The sequence below is a fragment of the Nocardia carnea genome (assembly GCF_029868855.1).
Lineage (GTDB): Bacteria > Actinomycetota > Actinomycetes > Mycobacteriales > Mycobacteriaceae > Nocardia > Nocardia carnea_A.
In genome coordinates this window covers 14,427-34,238 of sequence record NZ_JARWOV010000195.1, presented here as the reverse complement: position 1 = coordinate 34,238, position 19,812 = coordinate 14,427, and the positions used below count along the sequence as shown (strand labels likewise).

17 protein-coding genes and 1 pseudogene are annotated in these 19,812 nt (G+C 65.5%); 12 read left to right on the top strand and 6 right to left on the bottom strand.

The genetic code is table 11. The features are described from left to right. The first annotated feature begins 102 nt into the window (after positions 1–102). From QH195_RS18620 to QH195_RS18600, 5 genes are all read left to right on the top strand, one after another. Positions 103–1,635 carry an ABC transporter substrate-binding protein gene (locus QH195_RS18620; RefSeq protein WP_280436347.1) on the top strand — a complete coding sequence of 511 codons (1,533 nt, stop codon included), beginning with the start codon at positions 103–105 and terminating at the stop codon, positions 1,633–1,635. Positions 1,636–1,648: 13 nt separating this feature from the next. After that, a complete protein-coding gene (locus QH195_RS18615) occupies positions 1,649–2,638 on the top strand; it encodes an ABC transporter permease (RefSeq protein WP_280436346.1) in 990 nt (329 codons plus the stop codon). Then, on the top strand, positions 2,635–3,540 hold the full coding sequence (locus QH195_RS18610; RefSeq protein ID WP_280436345.1) for an ABC transporter permease: 906 nt from the start codon (positions 2,635–2,637) through the stop codon (positions 3,538–3,540). The genes QH195_RS18615 and QH195_RS18610 overlap by 4 nt, the downstream gene beginning before the upstream one ends. Before the next feature lie 119 nt (positions 3,541–3,659). After that, the gene (locus QH195_RS18605; RefSeq protein ID WP_280436344.1) at positions 3,660–4,670 is read left to right on the top strand and encodes an ABC transporter ATP-binding protein; all 1,011 of its coding nucleotides are present in this window, start codon (positions 3,660–3,662) and stop codon (positions 4,668–4,670) included. Between the two features lies 1 nt (position 4,671). Beyond that, on the top strand, positions 4,672–5,703 hold the full coding sequence (locus QH195_RS18600) for an ABC transporter ATP-binding protein (protein ID WP_280436343.1): 1,032 nt from the start codon (positions 4,672–4,674) through the stop codon (positions 5,701–5,703). 250 nt (positions 5,704–5,953) lie between these two features. Here QH195_RS18600 and QH195_RS18595 read toward each other — a convergent pair whose 3' ends face one another. The 4 genes from QH195_RS18595 to hsaA form a co-directional block, all read right to left on the bottom strand. Further along, positions 5,954–6,814: an IclR family transcriptional regulator gene (locus QH195_RS18595; RefSeq protein ID WP_280436342.1), complete on the bottom strand. Its 861-nt coding sequence runs from the start codon at positions 6,812–6,814 to the stop codon at positions 5,954–5,956. 119 nt (positions 6,815–6,933) lie between these two features. After that, positions 6,934–7,680, bottom strand: a complete 747-nt coding sequence (locus tag QH195_RS18590; RefSeq protein ID WP_280436341.1) for an SDR family NAD(P)-dependent oxidoreductase — start codon at positions 7,678–7,680, stop codon at positions 6,934–6,936. A 244-nt stretch (positions 7,681–7,924) separates the two neighbouring features. Continuing rightward, the gene (locus QH195_RS18585; RefSeq protein ID WP_280436340.1) at positions 7,925–8,389 is read right to left on the bottom strand and encodes a VOC family protein; all 465 of its coding nucleotides are present in this window, start codon (positions 8,387–8,389) and stop codon (positions 7,925–7,927) included. Positions 8,390–8,391: 2 nt separating this feature from the next. Further along, positions 8,392–9,558: a 3-hydroxy-9,10-secoandrosta-1,3,5(10)-triene-9,17-dione monooxygenase oxygenase subunit gene (gene hsaA, locus QH195_RS18580; RefSeq protein ID WP_280436339.1), complete on the bottom strand. Its 1,167-nt coding sequence runs from the start codon at positions 9,556–9,558 to the stop codon at positions 8,392–8,394. Between the two features lie 238 nt (positions 9,559–9,796). Between hsaA and QH195_RS18575 the strand changes: the two genes are divergently transcribed. From QH195_RS18575 to QH195_RS18555, 5 genes are all read left to right on the top strand, one after another. Continuing rightward, positions 9,797–11,116: an MFS transporter gene (locus QH195_RS18575; RefSeq protein WP_280436338.1), complete on the top strand. Its 1,320-nt coding sequence runs from the start codon at positions 9,797–9,799 to the stop codon at positions 11,114–11,116. 268 nt (positions 11,117–11,384) lie between these two features. Beyond that, complete coding sequence (locus QH195_RS18570; protein ID WP_280436337.1) at positions 11,385–12,107, top strand: SDR family NAD(P)-dependent oxidoreductase; 723 nt, start codon at positions 11,385–11,387, stop codon at positions 12,105–12,107. Continuing rightward, on the top strand, positions 12,104–12,997 hold the full coding sequence (locus QH195_RS18565) for an aldo/keto reductase (protein ID WP_280436336.1): 894 nt from the start codon (positions 12,104–12,106) through the stop codon (positions 12,995–12,997). The genes QH195_RS18570 and QH195_RS18565 overlap by 4 nt, the downstream gene beginning before the upstream one ends. 79 nt (positions 12,998–13,076) lie before the next feature. After that, on the top strand, positions 13,077–14,372 hold the full coding sequence (locus QH195_RS18560) for an LLM class flavin-dependent oxidoreductase (protein ID WP_280436335.1): 1,296 nt from the start codon (positions 13,077–13,079) through the stop codon (positions 14,370–14,372). Between the two features lie 191 nt (positions 14,373–14,563). Further along, positions 14,564–15,787, top strand: a complete 1,224-nt coding sequence (locus tag QH195_RS18555) for a DegT/DnrJ/EryC1/StrS family aminotransferase (protein WP_280436334.1) — start codon at positions 14,564–14,566, stop codon at positions 15,785–15,787. A 147-nt stretch (positions 15,788–15,934) separates the two neighbouring features. Here the strand turns inward: QH195_RS18555 and QH195_RS18550 are convergent, their stop codons facing one another. Together QH195_RS18550 and QH195_RS18545 are read right to left on the bottom strand one after the other, a co-directional pair. Then, positions 15,935–16,486, bottom strand: coding sequence for a flavin reductase family protein (locus QH195_RS18550; RefSeq protein WP_280436363.1), 552 nt, complete (start codon positions 16,484–16,486; stop codon positions 15,935–15,937). 6 nt (positions 16,487–16,492) lie between these two features. Next, a pseudogene (locus QH195_RS18545) lies at positions 16,493–18,040 on the bottom strand (FAD-binding protein); the annotation flags it as partial. Positions 18,041–18,336: 296 nt separating this feature from the next. Between QH195_RS18545 and QH195_RS18540 the strand changes: the two are divergent. Next, positions 18,337–19,485, top strand: a complete 1,149-nt coding sequence (locus QH195_RS18540; RefSeq protein ID WP_280436333.1) for a Rieske 2Fe-2S domain-containing protein — start codon at positions 18,337–18,339, stop codon at positions 19,483–19,485. Continuing rightward, positions 19,482–19,751, top strand: coding sequence for a ferredoxin (locus tag QH195_RS18535; RefSeq protein WP_280436332.1), 270 nt, complete (start codon positions 19,482–19,484; stop codon positions 19,749–19,751). Before QH195_RS18540 ends, QH195_RS18535 begins: the two co-directional genes overlap by 4 nt. Positions 19,752–19,812: the final 61 nt, after the last annotated feature.

The window sequence follows — 19,812 nt, the reverse complement described above, 5'->3', positions numbered from 1 at the left end:
GGATGCTCTGGTCGCAGACCTCGACCACCGACGAACAGCACACGGTCGGCGGCTGCACGCTGCACCATGACAAAGGAGTCATTCTTGCGAATCCGAGACCGTATGACTTCGGCTCTGGGCGCGGTAGCCGCCACAACACTACTGCTCACCTCGTGTGCAGGCGTGGCCACCGTGCAACGTCAGCCGGCCGGTGCACCCCGGCACGGGGGGACCGTGACGCTGGCCTGGAATACCGAGTCCCAATCCGTCGACCCGGTGACCTGTGCAATCGGTATCGGGCTCGGCCCCTGCCAGGCAATTTACGGAGCCCTGCTCTACTACGATCCTGACACCCGCGAGGTCGTGCCCGGGATGGCGGAGTCGTTCACCAGCAAAGATGGGAAGCACTGGACACTGAAACTCCGCCCGGGTGTCCTCTTCACGGACGGCACCCCGTTCGATGCCGCCGCGGTGGCGTTCAACTGGGAACGCGCGCTGGACCCCAGCAAGCTCTCCCCCAGTTCGGCGGCGGCGAAAACGATGAGCTGGGAGGTGGTCGACGCGTTGACCTTGGCGGTGACCTCCGCGAGCGTCAACCACCAACTCCCGTATCAACTGACCGAATCGCTGGCGTTTGTCGGCTCCCCGACCGCCATCGAACGCAAGGGCGCGGATTTCGCCAACGCACCGGTCGGCGCCGGCCCGTTCGTCTTCACCTCCTGGGCCCGCGGCACCGAGCTGGTCCTCGAACGCAACCCCGGCTATTGGGACAGCCCGCGACCGTATCTGGACAGGTTCGTCTATAAAACGATTCCCGCCGACGACCAGCGCTACAACGCATTACAGGCCGACGAAGTGGATGTCATGGTGGTGGTAAGCGACAGATACGCTGACCGCGCACGGGCAGCTGGTATGGAGGTTGTCCAGTCCACGATGCTCGGCGGGAACGGGGTGCGCCTCAGCAGCCGAGGAGCCTTGGCCGATCCCGACCTGCGCACCGCCATCGGGAAATTGATCGACAACAAACAGATCCTGGCAGCAGCCTTCCCCGGCGATGAGGGCGCCGACTACTTCATGCCCGAGGACCACCCACTCTTCGACGAGACGGCGAAATGGCCTGAAAAGGACGTCGACGGTGCCCAACTGCTCATCGACCGTTATCGCGCCCGCCACGGCGGCGGGAAGGTCGTCCTGTCGTATATCACCACCGCCGGCAGCCCGGTCCTGACCAGGGTGGCCGAGGTTCTGCAGGCACAACTCCAGCAGGCGGATGGCCTCGAGCTCGTCATCGAACCACTGGACGGCGCGGGCTACGCGAGCGCGCTGGTTTCCGGAAACTACGATCTCATCCTCTCCTCGCTCGGCACCGCGCACCCCGAGAACCTGTTCCGGATTTTCCATACGAAAGGATCCGGCAACCCGGCGAAGTATTCGAACCCGACCGTGGACCGGGCACTGGAGCTGACCCATACCTCCAGCGATCCCGCTGTCGTCGACAAGGCATACCGGACGGCAATCAGGGAACTCGTCGCCACCACCGCTTACCGATATTGGCGTCCCTCCAAGACGAGTCTGCTGCTCCGTCCGGAGGTCTACGGCGTCGAACCGGCGTACCAGTACTGGATGCGCCCGGAATCGGCCTGGATACAGGAGTGAAGTCCGATATGAAGTGCCCAAACGCCTACCCGGCACAACACTGGTGGGCAGATCGGTGACCCGGCGGGTATTCGCCGCGTATCTCGCGAAGCTGCTCGCCGTACTGGCCCTGGTCAGTATTTCGACCTTCTTGCTCCTGGAGATGATCCCCGGCGACCCCCTGGCAACGCTGCTGCCCGAGGGCGCGACACCAGAGATGCGGGCGGCCGCAGCGGAGCGGTTCGGCCTCGACGGACCATTGCTGCAGCGATATTTCGAGTGGCTGGGATCGGCGCTGCAGGGCGACCTCGGCCGGTCGATGCAGTCGCAGGTGCCGGTGACCGACGCCATCCTGGAGCGGCTTCCCGTCACGCTCGAACTGGCGGGGCTGTCGATCCTCCTCGCACTGGTGGTTGCTGTTCCACTCGGCGTCTGGGCGGGTTACCGTCCGGGCGGCGCGGCCGATCGGGTCACGACATTCCTGTGCTCGGTGACGCTGTCGATTCCCAGCTTTCTGCTGGGCGTGCTGCTCGTCTTCGTATTCGCGGTGACGTTGCAGGCGCTGCCGGTCTTGGGCTGGACACCGTTGTCCGAAGGTATCGGTCCGCACGTGAGCGGCCTGATACTGCCCGTGGCTACGCTCGCCGCTATCGAGGCCGTCGCCTTCATCCGGCTGCTTCGCAACGATATGGTCGCCACCCTGCAGCAGGATTTCGTCCTGTCGGCACGGGCCCGCGGCATCCCCACCGGCCGAATCCTTTTCGTCCATGCCCTGCGCCCGTCTGCCTTTTCACTGCTCACCGTCCTCGGTGTGTCGATGGGACGGTTGATCGGCGGCACAGTGATCGTCGAATCCATTTTCGCGCTGCCCGGATTGGGTTCCCTCGTGATCACCGCGATCAATTCCCGGGACTATCTGCTCGTGCAGGGCATCGTCCTGGTGGTCGCGGTGGGATATGTCCTGATCAACGCGTTGGTAGACCTGGCATACCCCTTGCTCGACCCGAGAGTGAGAACGTCATGAGCACAACCACCGAGAAACCGGCCGCTCCCGGCCGTGCCAACCCGAAAACACCGCCCGACCAACCCGCCGGGCCACCGACCCGGCGTAAGCGGCGCCGCAATATCGGTGCCATCGCCGGCGGGATCTGGCTCATCGCGATCGCGCTCGCTGCCGTGGCGGCGCCGGTGCTCCCGCTACCGGATCCCGCGAAGATCACCGATCAGTATTCGATTCCCCCGTTCCGGCAGGCCACGCATATCCTGGGTACCGATCCGCTCGGTCGAGATCTTCTGAGCCGGGTCGTCCACGGCGCGCAGATCTCACTGGCCGTGGCGATCGGTGCGACACTGCTGGCGCTGGCCGTGGGGACCGCCCTCGGGTTGGCTGCCGGCTTCTTCCGGCGCACTGTCGACGTGACCTTCGATATCGGCACCAACACCGTTCTCGCTTTCCCGCCGCTGATTCTGCTCATCGCATTGGTAGCGGTGATGGAGCCCAGCATCGGTACCTTGGTGGTCGGGCTCGCGCTGGTCGGGATGCCGACCTTCGCGCGGATCGCCCGGGCGAACACGATTGCGTTCGCCGGACGTGAATTCGTCACCGCCTCGAAGTCGCTGGGTGCGAGTACGTTCCGTATTCTCGTCCGGGAAATACTGCCCAACGTCGCGCTTCCGGTGTTCTCGTTTGCGATCGTCGTCGCGGCATCGCTGGTGGTAGCGGAGGGCTCGCTCAGCTTCCTGGGGCTGGGTGTGCCACCGCCGGCGCCGAGCTGGGGCGGCATGATAGCGGCCGGCAGGGAAAGCCTGTACGAGGAACCTTACCTCGTGCTCGTACCCGGAGCGTTTTTCTTCCTCACCGTGCTTTCGCTCAATGTGACCGGCGATTGGACGCGTGACCGCATCGGACGGGAGTCGTCACTGTGACATCTCTTGACAAGGTTGAGGCTCACACTGTTTCAGCCGCACCGGAGGCATTCAGTCCCTCATCTCCATCCGCACTCACCGTCGCTGACCTGCGGGTATGGTTCGACACCCCGCGCGGTATGGTCCGCGCGGTCGACGGAGTCGATCTGACGGTCGCACCGGGCACCACGCTCGGCATCGTCGGCGAATCCGGTTCTGGTAAATCGGTGCTTGCGCGCACGGTGATGAATATTCTCCCGCGCAACAGCACCATTCGTCCCGCTTCCCGGATCGAGATCGAGGGCCGAGATACTGCCGCTCTCGATCGTGCGGAAGCGCGTGCTCTCTGGGGTTCCCGGATCGCAATGGTGTTCCAGGACCCCATGACCTCATTGACCCCAGTTCTCACCATCGGTGCTCAGCTCACCGAAACTCTGCGCCGCCATTTCCCGCTGTCGCGAGCCGACGCGGCGCGGCGCGCAGAGGAGCTACTCACCTCGGTAGGGATCCCGGACGCGCGGAAACGGCTCTACCAGTACCCCCACAATCTGTCCGGCGGTATGCGGCAACGCGTGGTGATCGCGCTGGCCCTCGCGTGCTCCCCTCGGCTACTGATCGCCGACGAACCCACCACCGCGCTCGATGTGACGGTGCAACACCAGATCCTGACGCTGTTGGCCCGGCTCCAGCGGGAGAACGAGATGGCGATGGTGCTCATCACTCACGATCTCGGCGTAGTGGCCGGCCGCACCGATGAGATCGCCGTGATGTACGCGGGCCGGGTCGTCGAACAGGCACCGACGGAGGAATTGTTCCGGGCCACCCGGCACCCCTACACGCAGGCACTGCTTCGATCCATTCCTCGCCTCGCCGACCCCAGCCACACCAGGCTGGAGGCTATCCCCGGCAGACCGCCCACCATCATCGATCCGCCACCCGGTTGTGCGTTCGCACCGCGCTGCCGATACGCCCGGTCACGATGCCTGACCGAATCGCCCCATCTGACCGCCACTCCGGACGATGGGCCACGGCACCGCTTCGCCTGTTTCTATCCGGCAGGCACTTCCGAAGGCGACGCAGCCCTGGCGACGAATACGGCAGCGGGCGCCTCCGCTGCCGGACTTCCCCTGGATCCGAGGAGTGTGCTCTGATATGGCCGGAACCGGAACTGCCCACCTGCGCCCGGACGACACCGATGTGGTGCTCAGCGTCCAAAACCTCGTGGTCGAGTACGACACAGCCCACTCGGGGAAGGTGCACGCCGTATCGGATGTGAGCCTGGACATCCGCCGTGGGGAAACACTCGGCCTCGTCGGTGAATCCGGATGCGGGAAGTCCACACTCGCCAAGGCGATCATGCAGCTCCCACCGCCCACCTCAGGTCAGGTGCTTTTCAAAGGCGATGATCTCACCACGAAATCGGCTCGGAAACTGCGCTCGGTCCGCCGGCCGATCCAGATGATCTTCCAGGATCCGATCTCATCGTTGAATCCGTTGCGCAAGGTCCGCCACATCGTGGCCGAGGGTTTGGAAATCGCCCGCGGGTACAGCAGCGCCCAGCGCGCCGCGCGGGTCGAGGCCATTCTCGATGCGGTCGGCCTCGACCCGAAATCCGCGGCGGACCGGCGGCCACACGAGTTCTCCGGCGGGCAGTGCCAACGGATCTCCATTGCCCGCGCGATGGTCGTCGAACCCGAAGTGGTGATCTGCGATGAGCCGGTATCGGCCCTCGACGTCTCCGTCCAGGCTCAGATTCTCAACCTGCTCGAGGATATGAAGGATCGCTACGACCTCACACTGCTTTTCATCGCCCACGACCTCGCTGTGGTCAAGAACATCAGCGATCGAGTGGTTGTCATGTATCTCGGCAAGATCTGCGAGATCGCCCCGCCCGATTCACTCTACGCACAACCAGCGCACCCATACACTGCCGCGCTGCTGTCTGCGGTACCCGAACCCGACCCCCAGGTCGCGCCGAGCACGCTCACACTGTCCGGCGACCTCCCCTCCCCCCACGACCCCCCTTCGGGCTGCAGGTTCCGGACTCGCTGCCCGCGGGCCACCACGCTGTGCGCCGAGGCCGAACCGGAGATTCGCGAAACAGGTCCGGGGCACTACGTCGCATGCCATTTCCCGACGGAACCGCCCAAGGCCACAGAGTCTGCGGTCACAGCACAGGGCTAGGGGCAGCTCGAGCCCACCGTCGTGGCCACACGGACACCCTGCCTCGGTGAATATCGCTTAGTCGTGGCAGGGTCGGTCGGCGTTATGCACCGCCAGGTGGAACGTCGGCCGTCCGCCCCTCTGGCGGCGGGCACGGTCCGCGCGGCGAGCCAGAATCATCACAAGTTCTGAAGCCGGGACCGACCACAAAGGGTGCAGGGCCGACCCATCGGGCAGTGTGCTGAGCCAACAGGACAGCAGGGCTCTCCGGTCACCCGACCAGCGGCGCGGAGTCCGATGACCATGCCGAGCCGACGGGCCGCGATACCCGTGCGAAGGGCGCGGAGGACCACCCTTCGTCGGCGGTGCGCGCACGCAGTGGCGGTACGCCTGAGGCCTGGCGCCATACGGCCGCGGCTGCTCGCCGGACGTCGGAGATCACCACCTCGGTCCGGATGGATTTAGTCGGGCCGCACAACGACAGGGCGAAGTGCCCGCCCTCTCCGATAGCGATCGGCGACGCCACCACGGTCACTCCCAGCGCGCAACCTTGCGCGTCGACCGCAACACCGCCGCGATCGCGGATTCTGGCCAGATCGCGGTCGAGTTGGACGGTCGAGCGCACGGTATAACAAGTGGGAGCCGCGCCGAATACGATCTCAGGCCATTCTCCCTTGGGGATGGCTGCCAGTAACGACCGGCCCGCAGCGGTGCGGGCCACGGGCTGCCGTGCGCCGACACCCCATTCACCGGTATCTCCCGGCCAAACACCGACGCGTTCGAGGTGCAGGATCTCCGCACCGGTCAGCATGCTCAGATGAGCGGTGAGGCCGGTTCTGCGATGCAGTTCGGTCATCACAGGTAAAGCCGCCCGGTGGACGCTGCGCTGCCGGGTGAACTGCGTACCCAATTCGAACATACGGTGCCCCAGCGCGTACTTGAACTCGTTGCGTTCTACCCAGCCGAGCTCGACGAGGCGTTGCAGAATGCGATGCGCCGACGACCTCGGCAGCCCCGAACAACGCGCCACCTGCGCCAATGTCAGGGGCCGCTGCCCGACGAAGGATTCGAGTATCGACGCCACCCGGTCGATCATCGCTGTGGGGGTCTCGCCGATCCGCGCCGTTGTCATGCATACCTCCAGCCGAACAAAGTCAGCTTCTGTCTATCTGTCAGATTAAGACAGGTGTGAGTGTAACCACAGTATGACGTGGCTGTAAAGCAGCTCACAGCCTGCAGCGGAGCAGCGGACTACGCCGTTTGTCCGCCGTCGATCACGAAGTCCTGTCCCGTGCAGTAGGCACTGGCGTCACTGACGAGATAGGAGACCAGGGTGGAGACTTCCTCGGGCCGCCCCACCCGGGCAATCGGCAATCGCTCGACCGCCCCCCTCCCGCTGCGCGTCTCCTCCGACACCATCGCCGTGTCGATCGCGCCGGGGCATATGGTGTTCACCCGAATCCCGCGGTCGCCCAGTTCTTTCGCGACCGAACGAGTCACGCCACGCAATCCCCATTTCGCCGCGGCATATGCCGGGCCCTCCGCGTATCCTCTCAACCCCGCTGTTGAAGCAATATTGACGATGGAGCCACCGGCCCCCATCGCGGGCAGCACGGCCTGCATGCCCAGCACTGCCCCGATCAGATCGACGTCCAGGACCAACCGGAGGTCGGCCTCGGACAACTCCGACAACGGCCCCTTACGAAGAACCCCGGCATTGTTGACCAGCACGTCGATTCGCCCGAACCGACTCACCGCCACGTCCACGGCCGTACGCCACGCCCCGGCGTCACGAACGTCCAGCTCGACTGATAAATGAGGTCCGAGAAGAGCATCCGCGGTACTCGCGAGTGCCGCCGTGTCGAGATCGCCGAGTATCACCGCCGCGCCGAGGGCCGACAACTGCCGTGCGTGCGCGGCGCCCTGCCCATGCGCCGCCCCGGTAATGAGGACAGCCTTCCCACTGAGATCGAACAGGTTCTTTTCGTTTTCCCGCATACGGTTTGCCTTCTTTCACGGAGACCCCCGCCGAGTGTCCGACGGCAATAACACTCCGTCACCGTGAATTTCCATCCAGTGGAAGCTGACGCGGGACACTGGTGCCGAGGGGCAGCTACGTCGAAAGGGCTCGCCGCTTCCTGAACGAAAACAACGGGGCCCCGGCATTTTCGATACACACGCTGCCCCGTCGGCCGTGACCTCCCTGGCGCTCACGGGGCGAAAGCCGCTGATCGCCGCGGCGCTAAGGGCCCGTTTCCGCGGTCGCTCGCCGCGCGGCCAGACGCTCCGCGGTCGACGGGTCGAGCAATTCGATCACCTGTCCGAGCGGATCCCGATGGTAGACGGCACTTCCCGGAGACACCCCGGCGCGACCACCGGACATCCACAACGGCGCCCCGCGCGCGGTCAGCTCCGCCGAGGCGGACACGAGATCTTCGACGACGAAGCCCAGGTGGTGAATGCCCGGGCACGGCTGCCACACCGGTGAATCCGGAACCGTACGTATCAGTTCCACGAATGGCGGTCCCGCGGACAAGCCCATGCGCTGGACAGTGTCGTACTGGACGCCGTCGATCACGCAGGAGTAGTGCGCCTCCGCGAAGAGTGCCACGTCCACCCCGTACAGTTCACGCAGTGTCGTGGCCGATTCTTCCAGGTCGTCGACCACGAGACCGACATGATGGAGTTGGGCCAGGTCATAGAACACGATCAGTACATACCCTCGTCGATCGGTACCCCGAACTCCCCGCGACCGTACATCGCCAGCGCGCGTTCGACATCGTTGATCACGTGCACACTGCCGGCGTGCGCGTCGCGCCAATGCCGTTCTATGGGGTTGTCCCGTTTGATCGAATGCCCGCCGGAATTCTCGAACAGCATCTCGATCGCGTGCAGTGAGCGTTCGGTGCCCAGCACCTGATCACGGCGGGCGCGCAACCGCAACCGCTCGGGTATCTCCTCCCCCGCTTCGACGTACCGGGTCTGTTCGGCGACGTTGTGATCCAGGGTCAACGCGGCGGCCTCGATCTCGCCGGCGGCCCGGGCGACCCGGACATGCGCGAACGGATCGGCGGCCACTTTCTGTCCACCGTACGAGAGGCGCACCCGTTCCTTCATCCGCTCGACGTGCGCGGAATACGCTCCCTCGGCACAGCCGACAATGGCGTTGGTGATCGCGTAGGAGAAAACCATCCCGAACGGCATCTTGTAGATCGGAGCGGTATTGACCTTTTGGCCCGGGCCCCACAGCTCATTCTGCTCCAGCGAACTGTAGGCGCGGTGGGCGGGGACGAAAGCGTCGTCGATGACGATATCGTTGCTACCGGTGCCGGAAAGGCCGACGACATTCCAGACGTCCTCGACCGTATAGTCCGTACGCGGTACCAGCGCGGTGAGGTATTCCGGGGGCGCGCCGTTCTTGCCCGGGCACAGCGTGCCGAGCAGTACCCATTGGCAATGGTCGCTGCCACTGGAGAAGCTCCACCGGCCGGTCAGCCGGTAACCACCCTCGACCTCGGTGAGTGTCCCGGTGGGTGCATAGGATGACGACACCAGCACCTCCGGCGTTTCCTTCCACACATCATCCTGGGCGGCTTCATCGAACAGCGAGATCTGCCACGGATGGACGCCGATTACGGAGGTCACCCAGCCGGTCGACGGGCAGGCCGCGGCCACCTCCCGCACTACGGCGTACAGGTCCGCGGGATTGCGCTCGTATCCGCCGTACCGCTTGGGCTGCAGCAGTTTGAAGACCCCGGCGTCCCGCAGTTCGCGAATCGTCTCCGCGGGTATCCGCCGCTGCCTGTCGGCGTCGGCGGCGCGCTCCCGGATCGCAGGCAGCAGTGGCCGGACCCGATCCAGTATCTCGTTGCTCATCTGTTCTCCTGATCCTCTGGCAATGACGTGCCACGTTTTCCGCCCCGGTACCTGTGCCGATGACGGTAAGCCCGCAGACCACGACAGGAGCGCGAAAATCTCAACCACCGGAACGTTGCCGGAAACGGGAGCGCCCGCTGCGGCCGAACGCGAATTCCACTGACCAGGAAGGGACGCAGACGCCTGTGAATCCACCGTTCAGGATGAGGCTCTGAACACTTCCGAGGAAGGACCCTTCATGAGTTCGGCACCCGGTCCGGAATCCGTTTCCACCAACCCAGCGCAGCTGCGCAGGGTCGCGGCCTCCAGCCTGCTCGGTACCGCTATCGAGTACTACGATTTCCTGCTCTACAGCACCATGACCGCGCTGGTCTTCAACAAGGTATTCTTCCCGGAATCCAACCCTGCGCTGGGCACGATCGCCGCGTTCGGCACACTTGCCGCCGGCTATGTGGCCCGCCCGATCGGCGGCATCGTATTCGGGCACTTCGGCGACCGGCTCGGCCGCAAGAACATGCTCGTCCTGACCATGGCGATGATGGGCGCGGCCAGCTTCCTCATCGGCGTGCTGCCCACCTACCAGGTCGTCGGCATCGTCGCCCCCGTGCTGCTGGTGCTGCTGCGCGTCGTCCAGGGCGTCGCGATCGGCGGCGAATGGGGCGGGGCCACTCTGATGGTGACCGAGCACGCGGATCCGTCCAAACGTGGCTTCTGGAACGGCGTCATGCAGATGGGCTCTCCCATCGGCTCGTTGCTCTCGACTGCCGTCGTGGCCGTGGTCGCAATGCTTCCCGAGGACGATCTCATGTCGTGGGGCTGGCGAATCCCGTTCCTGGCCAGCATCATTCTGCTAGCGGCCGGTCTGTACATCCGAATCGGCGTTGCCGAGAGTCCGGTGTTCCGCGAGGCCGAGGAGACAACCCGCAAACCGCAGATCCCACTCCTGTCGGTCCTGCGCCGGCCGGGAAACCTGCTGCTGGCCTGCGGTGTCGGTATCGGCCCCTTCGCACTGACGGCACTGATCAGTACGTACATGATCAGCTACGCCACCTCGATCGGCTACCACCGATCGAGCGCCGTCACCGGTCTGCTGTTCGTGTCGACCACAGCACTCATCGCCATTCCGCTGTTTTCCGCGCTGTCCGATCGCATCGGCCGCCGGCCCGTCGTGCTGTCCGGAGCGATCGCCATCGTGGTGCTGGCTTGGCCGATGTACGCGCTCGTCGACAGTGGTTCGGTCCCGCTGCTGATCACCGCCATGATGCTGGGCCAATTGATCCAGTCGGCGATGTTCGCTCCGCTGGGTGCATTGCTGTCGGAGATGTTCGGTACCACGGTCCGCTATACCGGGGCGTCCATGGGCTACCAGCTGGCGGCACTGATCGGCGGCGGTTTCACGCCGCTCATCGCAAGCACGCTGTTGGCGAGTGGGCCGAGCAGCGTTCCGCTGATCGTCCTCGCGATGTGCTGCGGCGTGGTCACGATCGTCTCCATCTACCGCATTCGGGAGACTCGCGGTCAAGACCTCCGCGAACCACTCGCGGTGCCCGCGCGCTGAGCACCGGGACCATGGGTTTCGGTGCTCACCGAAACGGGCGTTCCGCCGTGTGGACGCTTTGGTTGCTGCTCGTCATCGCCGGTAATACGTTGAACCACGTCCGGCGGTCGCCGCGGGGCCGGCCTCCGGAAGCCGGTCGATAAGCGCGAAACCCGACCGTTGTCTCAACCGCATTCAGGCCTTCCGCCCGGAGGGTGGCCGGCGATTTCCGGGACGAGGTATCCGAACGTCACCGGACAGAATCCCTTTCACACTAGGAGTACTAATCGTGGGCGCATACCACGCCGTCGTCACCGGCGGAGCCAGCGGAATCGGCGCCGCAGTCGTCGAACGTTTCCTCGGTCGGGGCCTGAAGGTGAGCGTCCTCGATCTTGGCGAGCCCGCACCCGCTCACCAGGGAGTGGATTACTACCAGGTGGATGTAACCGATCGCACTGCGGTGGAATCGGCAGTGGTGCAGGCATCTGCACAGTCACCGACTCCCGATGTGCTGGTGACCAGTCACGGAATTCGTGGAGCCTACGTCCCGGCGCTGGAACTCGACCCCGAACATCTCCGGCGCCTGTTCGATGTCCATGTCCTGGGGACGTTTCTCGTGGCCTCCGCGTTCGCGCGGCCGCTGCTCGCGGACGGCAGGAACGGATCGATCGTCACGATTTCGTCGACCACTGCCTACGGCGGCTGGCACCGGCAAGCCGACTACGGCACCGCCAAAGCCGCAGTGCGCCAACTCACCGGCAACCTCGCCATGGAATGGGCGCCACTGATCCGGGTCACCAGTGTCGCGCCCGGACATACGCGGACCCCGATGGTCCAGGACTTGATCGACACCGGCTACGACGTATCGGCCACGGAGGCACGGACACCGCTGGGTCGCCTGTGCACCCCGGACGAGATGGCCCGGTCGATCGAGCATCTCGCACTCGATGCCACGTTCGTGACCGGTATCTGCCTGCCGGTCGACGGCGGCTGGACAACGGTCGGCAAATGAGCGATACCTCGTTGCCGTGCCGGAAACTGGGTGACCTCACGGTACCGGCAATCGGATTCGGCGCCATGACGATCACACAGGTGACCGGCTACGACGCCGACCGCGGTCGCCGCACGGTCCACGCCGCGCTCGACGCCGGTGTACGACTGTTCGACACCGCGGACGTCTACGGACCGGCGGAGGCCGGGGACGGGGTCAACGAACTGGCGCTCATGGACGCTCTCCGGTCCTGGCCCGGTCCCATGGATGACATCATTGTGGCCACAAAGGGTGGTCACCTCCGTTATCCCGAAACGGACACCTGGTGGACGAACGGCAGTTACGAACACCTCCGCCGCGCCTGCACGGCATCGATCCGGCGGCTCGGACTCGACCCCCTCCCGCTGTACCACCACCACCGGCCCGACCCTCAACTGCCCTACGAGGAGTCGATGTCCGCGCTGCGGTCGCTCCATGACGAAGGACTCATCGCGCGTGTCGGTATCTCCAACGTCGATATCGATCGGATCGATGTGGCTCGGTCCATCCTCGGCGACGCGCTGGTGTCCGTGCAGAACGAGTACTCACCGGGTGCACGGCAGGCGGAGCGGGAGATCCGCGGATGCGAAGAGCGCGAGCTCGCCTTCCTGTCGTGGGGTCCTTTCGGCGGGATGCGGCAGGCCAAGAGCCTCGGCGCCAGTGGGTCGCCCTTTGCCGACGTGGCCCGCGCTCGCGGCGTGAGCATTCATCAGGTCGCACTCGCCTGGCAACTGCATCGGTCCGCGGTCGTCATCCCGATACCCGGCGCATCCCGCCCCGAGTCGATCCTGGATTCGGTCGCCGCGGCGTCACTGACCCTCACGGCAGACGAACTCTCCCTCCTCGACGCACCGCACGTGAACGGCTCGTGACCGGAAGACGGACAGCCGAACTGTCCACCAGCCCGCGAGCGGCGGACACCGGTCGCGATCGCAGAAAGGAGACGATCAGATGAGCAGACTCATGCACCTGGCCGTATTCGCACAAGGAGTGGGGGTGGGCCAGTCGGTGTGGCGGTCGCCGCGCACTGCACCGGAGCGGATGCACGGCTTCGATCACTGGGCACAGATCGCCCGGACGGCCGAACACGGATACTTCGATGCGTTTTTCATCGCGGACGCGCTGAATCTGTCGACCGCGATCGAAACCGACGCCACCGACCGCCCCGATCCGCTACCGATCCTTTCCGCGTTGTCTGTGGTCACCGACCACATCGGACTGATCGGGACGAGTTCGACCACATACAACGATCCGTTCACGGTCGCACGGCAGTTCGCAACACTGGACCACCTGAGCGACGGCCGAGCCGGTTGGAATGTCGTGACCACCGCGATCCCGGCCGCCGCCGAGAATTACGGTTCGGCAGGACTCCCCGAACACGAGAACCGCTATGTGCGCGGCGAAGAATTCGTCGACGTCGTCCGGGCGCTCTGGGACGGCTGGGACCCTGATGCCATCGTCGCGGATCGAGCGGCGGGGATCTGGGTCGATCGGTCGAAGCTGCATCGCATCGACCATCACGGGCGGTACTTCGAGGTTGCGGGCCCGCTCACCATCCCACGTTCCCCACAAGGCCAGATTCCGCTCGCGCAGGCGGGGTCGTCACCGACCGGGATGAAGCTCGGCGCCAGGGTGGCCGATCTGGTGTTCGCGACCCAGCACTCGATCGACTCCTCGCTCGCGTTCGCCGAGTCGATGCGTGCCCTCGCGGAAGCCGCTGGGCGGGAACGCTCAGCGGTCAAAGTGCTGCCGGGCGTCACCCCGATCATCGGTCGAACCGACGAAGAAGCCCGTGAGCTGGCCGTTGAACTGGGGTCGCTGATCAGCGAGCAGACCACGCTGAAGTTCCTGAATCAGACCTTCGGCGGTATCGATCTGTCCCGTTTCGATCTCGACGAGCCCTTTCCGGATCTACGGGACTCGTTGCCCAGCAACGCCAGTGTGGGCAGGCCGACCCTGCTGACCGAAGTCGCCCTCCGGGAGAAACTGACCGTTCGTCAGCTCGCGCAACGGGTGGGTCTCAGCATCGGCCACCGTACGCTCGTCGGATCGCCCGATACGGTCGCCGACGACCTCCAGAGGTGGTTCGAGGCCGGTGCCGCCGACGGATTCATCGTGCTCCCCGCCGACCTCCCGCTCGGACTCCAGGAATTCGTCGACGAGGTCGTGCCCCGGCTGCAGGACCGCGGTGTGCTGCGAAAGCAGTATCGAGGCACCACCCTGCGTGATCACCTCGCGGACGGCTGAGGGCGGCCCTCGACAGACCACGCACCTACGCGAAAGCACGGCCGCCGCACCACGCCGGCCACCAGGGCCCCGTTCGGGACCCGACGAGACAACCGGCCCGAGCCGCCAGTACTCCAGGCGCGCACGAGCCGGCACGACGCCACACCAGGCGACATTTCCCTTTCCGATTTCACACTACGAGGAGATTCATCGTGACCAGGGTCATCTACGCACGCAGCGTCCACGACGAAGCCGAGATCAACGCCTGCCTGGAGGTTCTGCGGGGCGGTCCGTTCGCACTCAAGATCGGCAAGAATGTCGCCGAGATGGAACGCCGGGTCGCCGACCTCTATGGCAAGAAGCTGGGGCTTATGTGCAATTCGGGCTCGTCGGCGCTCTACCTCGCGCTCGAACTGCTCGACCTGCCCAAGGGCTCGGAGGTCATCACCTCACCGCTGACCTTCTCCACCGATGTCTCCCCGATCGTCCGCGGCGGCTGGATCCCGGTATTCGTCGACGTCGAACCCGACACCTACAACGCCGACCCCGCCGCCATCGAGGCGCTGATCACCGACCGGACCAAGGCGATCCTGCTGCCGAACCTGGCCGGTAACGCCCCCGATTGGGACGCCATCCGTGATATCGCGGACCGTCACGGCCTGAAGGTCATCGAAGACTCCTGCGACTGTATCGGCACCACCCTGCGCGGCACCAAGACCGGCAGCCGCTCCGATATCACCGTTACCAGCTTCGCCATGTCGCACATCATCACCTGCGCGGGCAACGGCGGAATGGTCTGTGTCGACGACGAACAGCTCCGTGACAAGGGCCTCATGCTGCGCCGCTGGGGGCGGCGCTCCGAACCGCACCTTTTCGGCTCCCAAGCCGCGCGCACCGGCCGGGTTTTCCGCGAGGATCTCGACGGCGTCGCCTACGACAACGACTTCATCTTCGACGTCCTACCCTGGAACTTCGAACCCTCGGAGCTCGGTGCGGCCTTCGGATTGGTCCAGCTGTCCAAGCTCGACAAGAACTATCAACGCCGCGCCGAAATCTTCGAGGCATTCAACGGAGCCTTCGGCGCCTACCCCACACTGTTCCGGCTGCCCCGGCAGAATCCGGATTTCCATACCGCCTGGCTGTGCTACCCCGTCACCATCCGCGAAGACGCCGGATTCACCCGCGCCGATTTGCAGGGCCACCTGGAGGCCGCGGGTATCGATACCCGCACCGTCTGGAGCGGTAACGTCACCCGGCATCCGATGATGCGCGGAGTGGAATACCGAGTGCCGGAGGGCGGGCTGCCCAACGCCGACGAAGTATTCGAGCGCGGTATGTCACTGGGTATGAGCCACGGCATGACCGCCGAAGAACTCGATCACGTCGTCGCCAGTGTGCACGAATTCGCCCTCCGCTACGCACCGACCCGCGACTGAACCGTGCCGCCGAGGCGGTTGCCACCTCCTCTCGGCCCTGCTCGTCCGGCAGCAGCCGGCCGGTTGAGCCGCGCCGCCGAGCGCATTGCCAGTGGCCCGATTCGCGATCAATGAGACGACTCGGGCGACGATTGACGGGCCGGCCGGTCAGCCCCAGCGCCAGGTGTCCGCGCCGTAGGCGCCGGCGCCGACTGCTTCCAAGGCCAGTTCGTGGAACGAAGACCGGTAGAACAGCAGGGGTTCGGCGTCCCGGATCGGCCCGACCGCGGTGACCCGCGCGATTACGATGGTGTGGTCCCCACCAGGAACCTCGTCCTCCAGCGTGCATTCCAGCGACACAAGCGACCCCGCCAGCCGCGGCGCGCCGTTGTCGCCCGGTATCCACTCCACTCCGGCGAACTTGTCGGTACCGCTGCGGGCGAAGGCACGGCAGATTTCGTCCTGGTCGGCGGAGAGTACATTCACGCAGAATCTGCCCGCAGCCCGGATCCGGGGCCAGGAAGTCGAGGTCACCGCCGGGCAGAAACTGACAAACGGAGGCTCCAGCGACAGCGAGGAGAACGACTGGCAGCTGAAGCCGACCGGGCCGTCCGCACCGATCGCCGTCACGATGGTGACACCGGAACAAAATCTGCTCAGCGCCGATTTGAACTCGCCGGGCGTGGGTTCGGACCGCCGCACAGCGGGCACACCCGGCATCCCGGTCGCGGCCGCCATGTCCAGCGCGGCAAGGTGCGCGAACACCATCGAGGCACCGATCGGGTTCCCCCCGCCCGGATAGGCACTGCCACTCACCGCCGCCATCGAGTTGCCCGCGGCATACAGCCCGGGAATCACCGACCCCGTGGCATCCAGAACCCGGCCGGCGGTGTCGGTCCGCAGTCCACCCTTGGTGCCCAGGTCCGACAGGCCGAATGCCGCGGCGCAATACGGGCCGCCGTCGATCCGTACCAGCGGGTTCGGGTAACCGGGCACCGACCGATCGTAGGGCTCGCCACCCCGCTGGAAATCCGGATCCGTGCCCGCGTCAACGGCAGCGTTGAAACGCTGCACGGTCTCGGTCAGCGTCTGCGGCGGTACCCTGATATGTTCGGCCAGCTCGGCGAGAGTCTCGGCGCGATGCCACAGTCCGGCCGCTAGGTACGCCTCGGGTTCGTCCAGCGGTATACCGGCGAACAGCACAGGAGGAGCGAGATCGGCTGTGCCGCTGTATACCATCCAGTAGGGCAGGTCGAGGCGGCCGGAGTCCATTGCCGCGAGAACATCCCGGCCGACTCGGTCGTAGGGCGCGGACTCGTTGGTGAACCGGCGGCCGTCGTTGTCGACGAGGATGCCACCGGTGAACCACATCGAGAACGTCGAGCTGCCGTCGGGATGGGTCAGTCCGGGTGCCCACCACGCTTCGTTCATCAGGTCCACATCGGCCCCGATGCCCATTGCGGCTTCCATCGCCGCACCCGTATTCCCGGACGGGGCCATCGAATCGCGCGCGCAGCCGGGTACCCCGAAAGCCGAACGCATCCGGGTGTTCCGCTCGAATCCGCCCGCCGCGACGAGCACTCCGCGTGTTGCCCGGATACGCCGCAAACCTTGCGGTGTGGACACCGAAGCCCCCACCACCCGGCCGTCCAGCCGGATCAACTCCCGGCATGCCGCGCGCTGCTTCAACTCGACCGTCGGTAGCGCTCGCAATGCCAGTAGCAGGCGACCGATCAAGGCGCGGCCCCCTTCCAGTTGGCCGGGCACCGGCGCGGAGCGGCGGTCGGTGGCCAGCGGGGCCCGAACCTCTGCCGCCAACTCCCCCAGCACGCCGGTGTCGAGCGGGACCGGAACAATCTGGCGACCCCGCGCCCGCGCATGCGGTGCCTTGCCGAAATAGTCGGGCCAGGGCAACACCTGGAACCGCAGAGCCGGATCCTGTTCGAGGTACTCCACGAGAGGAGCGCCGCCGGTCACGAACGCTCGCTGGAGTTCCGCGGGGGTCCGGTCTCCGACCACCGCCCGGAAGTACTCCAACGCCTGCTCCGGCGTATCGTCGTCGCCCGCCCGACGCAGTACCGGGTTTCCCGGGAACCACATTCCGCCACCGGAATACGCCGTGGTACCGCCGAACTTGTCCGTGGCCTCGGCGACGATGACGTGTAGTCCTTCCCGCCCGGCGGTATAGGCCCCGGTCAGCCCGCCACCGCCGGACCCCAGGACCAGCACCTCGCATCGTTCGTCCCATTCGACCGCCGAATCCACCCAACTCATGGGGATACCCTTTCTCACCGCAACTGACGCGCCCCGTGGCCGACCAGGTGGCCGCCCACGGCGTGTGGCGGTGATCAGTGCATTGCTCTTTTCCCGACGGAGCGAATGGTGACAGGAACATCCGGGCGCGGCGGGCCCGCGTTCCGTTCACCGAGATGGCCGCGTCAATCTTCCAGTCAGTGAAATGTGACCCCTTTCACCGTGCGCAAGGTTGCTACAACCGAGGAGTCGCGGAAGCAACCCGTTTCTCCGGTGTCCCAGCCCGCTTCCGCACCATTGCCTCGAGGAGAGTCGATATGACAACGACGCAACCGGACCAGGATGTTCGCCGGATCGAAGCCGAGGCCGCGCCCACGCGGTTCGCCCGCGGCTGGCATTGTCTGGGTTTGCTTCGTGATTTCCCCACCGGAAAACCACACGCAATACAGGCCTTCGGGACCAAGCTCGTGATATTCCGCGGCGCCGACGGGGCGCTCAACGTGCTGGACGCGTACTGCCGGCATATGGGCGGCGATCTCACCCAGGGCGAGATCAAGGGCGACGAGATCGCGTGCCCGTTCCACGACTGGCGCTGGGGTGGCGACGGCCGCTGTAAGCAGATCCCCTACGCCCGGCGGGTTCCCCCGCTCGCACGCACCCGGGCATGGACCACGCTCGAACAGGACGGCATGCTGTTCGTCTGGAACGACCCGGAAGGCAAACCGCCGACCGAGGATGTGGCGATTCCGCGGATCGAGGGTGCGAGCAGCGATAAGTGGACCGACTGGCATTGGTACACCACCGTCGTGAACACGAACTGCCGCGAGATCATCGACAACGTGGTCGATATGGCTCACTTCTTCTATATCCACGGATCGCTCCCCACGTATTTCAAGAACGTTTTCGAAGGGCCGATCGCCACGCAGTATTTCAAGAGCGGTGCCCGCGACGACTTCCCGGCTCCGGAGGGGCAGCCGACAATGCTCGGGACGTCCTCGGTGGCTTCTTACTATGGCCCGTCGTTCATGATCGACGACCTCACATACCATTTCGAGTACGGCGACGTGCGGACCGTGCTGCTGAACTGCCACTACCCCATCGATTCGGAATCGTTCGTCCTGCAGTACGGCATCATCGTGGAGAAGTCACCGAATCTTCCGGAAGAAGCGGCGATTCAGACAGCCGTGGCTCTGGGTGACTGGGTCCAGCTCGGTTTCGAGCAGGACGTAGAGATCTGGAAGAACAAGGCTCGGATCGACAATCCACTGCTGTGTGAGGAGGACGGGCCCGTGTACCAACTGAGGCGCTGGTACGAACAGTTCTACGTCGATATCGCCGATATCAAGCCCGAAATGGTGGACCGTTTCGAGTTCGAACTGGACACCACTCGCCCGCTGGAAGCCTGGAACCGGGAGATCGCGGAGAACCTCGCGCGGCAGGCCGACGCGGCGGGCTCGGCAACATGACCACCGGCCGCGCCGACAATCGCCTGCTCGATACGCCCATGCAGCCGCTGCGCTGTCGGGCGTGCGCCGCCGAACTGCTGGTACGGAAGAGCAGCTGGCACCAGACCAGCGTCCAGTGGAACGCGGAGGCATTGTCGACGTGCCGGGAACTCGGCGCGGCACCGATGCCGGGGCCTTCCCTGGCGGGCTGCTCGCAGCTGCGGGAAACCATCCGGGGCGCCGCGGCCTCCGGCGCCCTGCACGTGGTAGAGCGCCCGCCGGCCTGACCGCATCGTCGGGCACGCCCACCGTGAGCGTGCCCGGCCCGGTCACCGGCCGCATGCTCTC

Coding starts and splice junctions, on each gene's coding strand:
- QH195_RS18620 (WP_280436347.1), top strand. CDS start 103: ATGACTTCGGCTCTGGGCGCGGTAGCCGCCACAACACTACTGCTCACC.
- QH195_RS18610 (WP_280436345.1), top strand. CDS start 2,635: ATGAGCACAACCACCGAGAAACCGGCCGCTCCCGGCCGTGCCAACCCG.
- QH195_RS18605 (WP_280436344.1), top strand. CDS start 3,660: ATGGTCCGCGCGGTCGACGGAGTCGATCTGACGGTCGCACCGGGCACC.
- QH195_RS18600 (WP_280436343.1), top strand. CDS start 4,672: ATGGCCGGAACCGGAACTGCCCACCTGCGCCCGGACGACACCGATGTG.
- QH195_RS18595 (WP_280436342.1), bottom strand. CDS start 6,814: ATGACAACGGCGCGGATCGGCGAGACCCCCACAGCGATGATCGACCGG.
- QH195_RS18590 (WP_280436341.1), bottom strand. CDS start 7,680: ATGCGGGAAAACGAAAAGAACCTGTTCGATCTCAGTGGGAAGGCTGTC.
- hsaA (WP_280436339.1), bottom strand. CDS start 9,558: ATGAGCAACGAGATACTGGATCGGGTCCGGCCACTGCTGCCTGCGATC.
- QH195_RS18575 (WP_280436338.1), top strand. CDS start 9,797: ATGAGTTCGGCACCCGGTCCGGAATCCGTTTCCACCAACCCAGCGCAG.
- QH195_RS18565 (WP_280436336.1), top strand. CDS start 12,104: ATGAGCGATACCTCGTTGCCGTGCCGGAAACTGGGTGACCTCACGGTA.
- QH195_RS18560 (WP_280436335.1), top strand. CDS start 13,077: ATGAGCAGACTCATGCACCTGGCCGTATTCGCACAAGGAGTGGGGGTG.
- QH195_RS18550 (WP_280436363.1), bottom strand. CDS start 16,486: ATGCCGGGTGTGCCCGCTGTGCGGCGGTCCGAACCCACGCCCGGCGAG.
- QH195_RS18540 (WP_280436333.1), top strand. CDS start 18,337: ATGACAACGACGCAACCGGACCAGGATGTTCGCCGGATCGAAGCCGAG.
- QH195_RS18535 (WP_280436332.1), top strand. CDS start 19,482: ATGACCACCGGCCGCGCCGACAATCGCCTGCTCGATACGCCCATGCAG.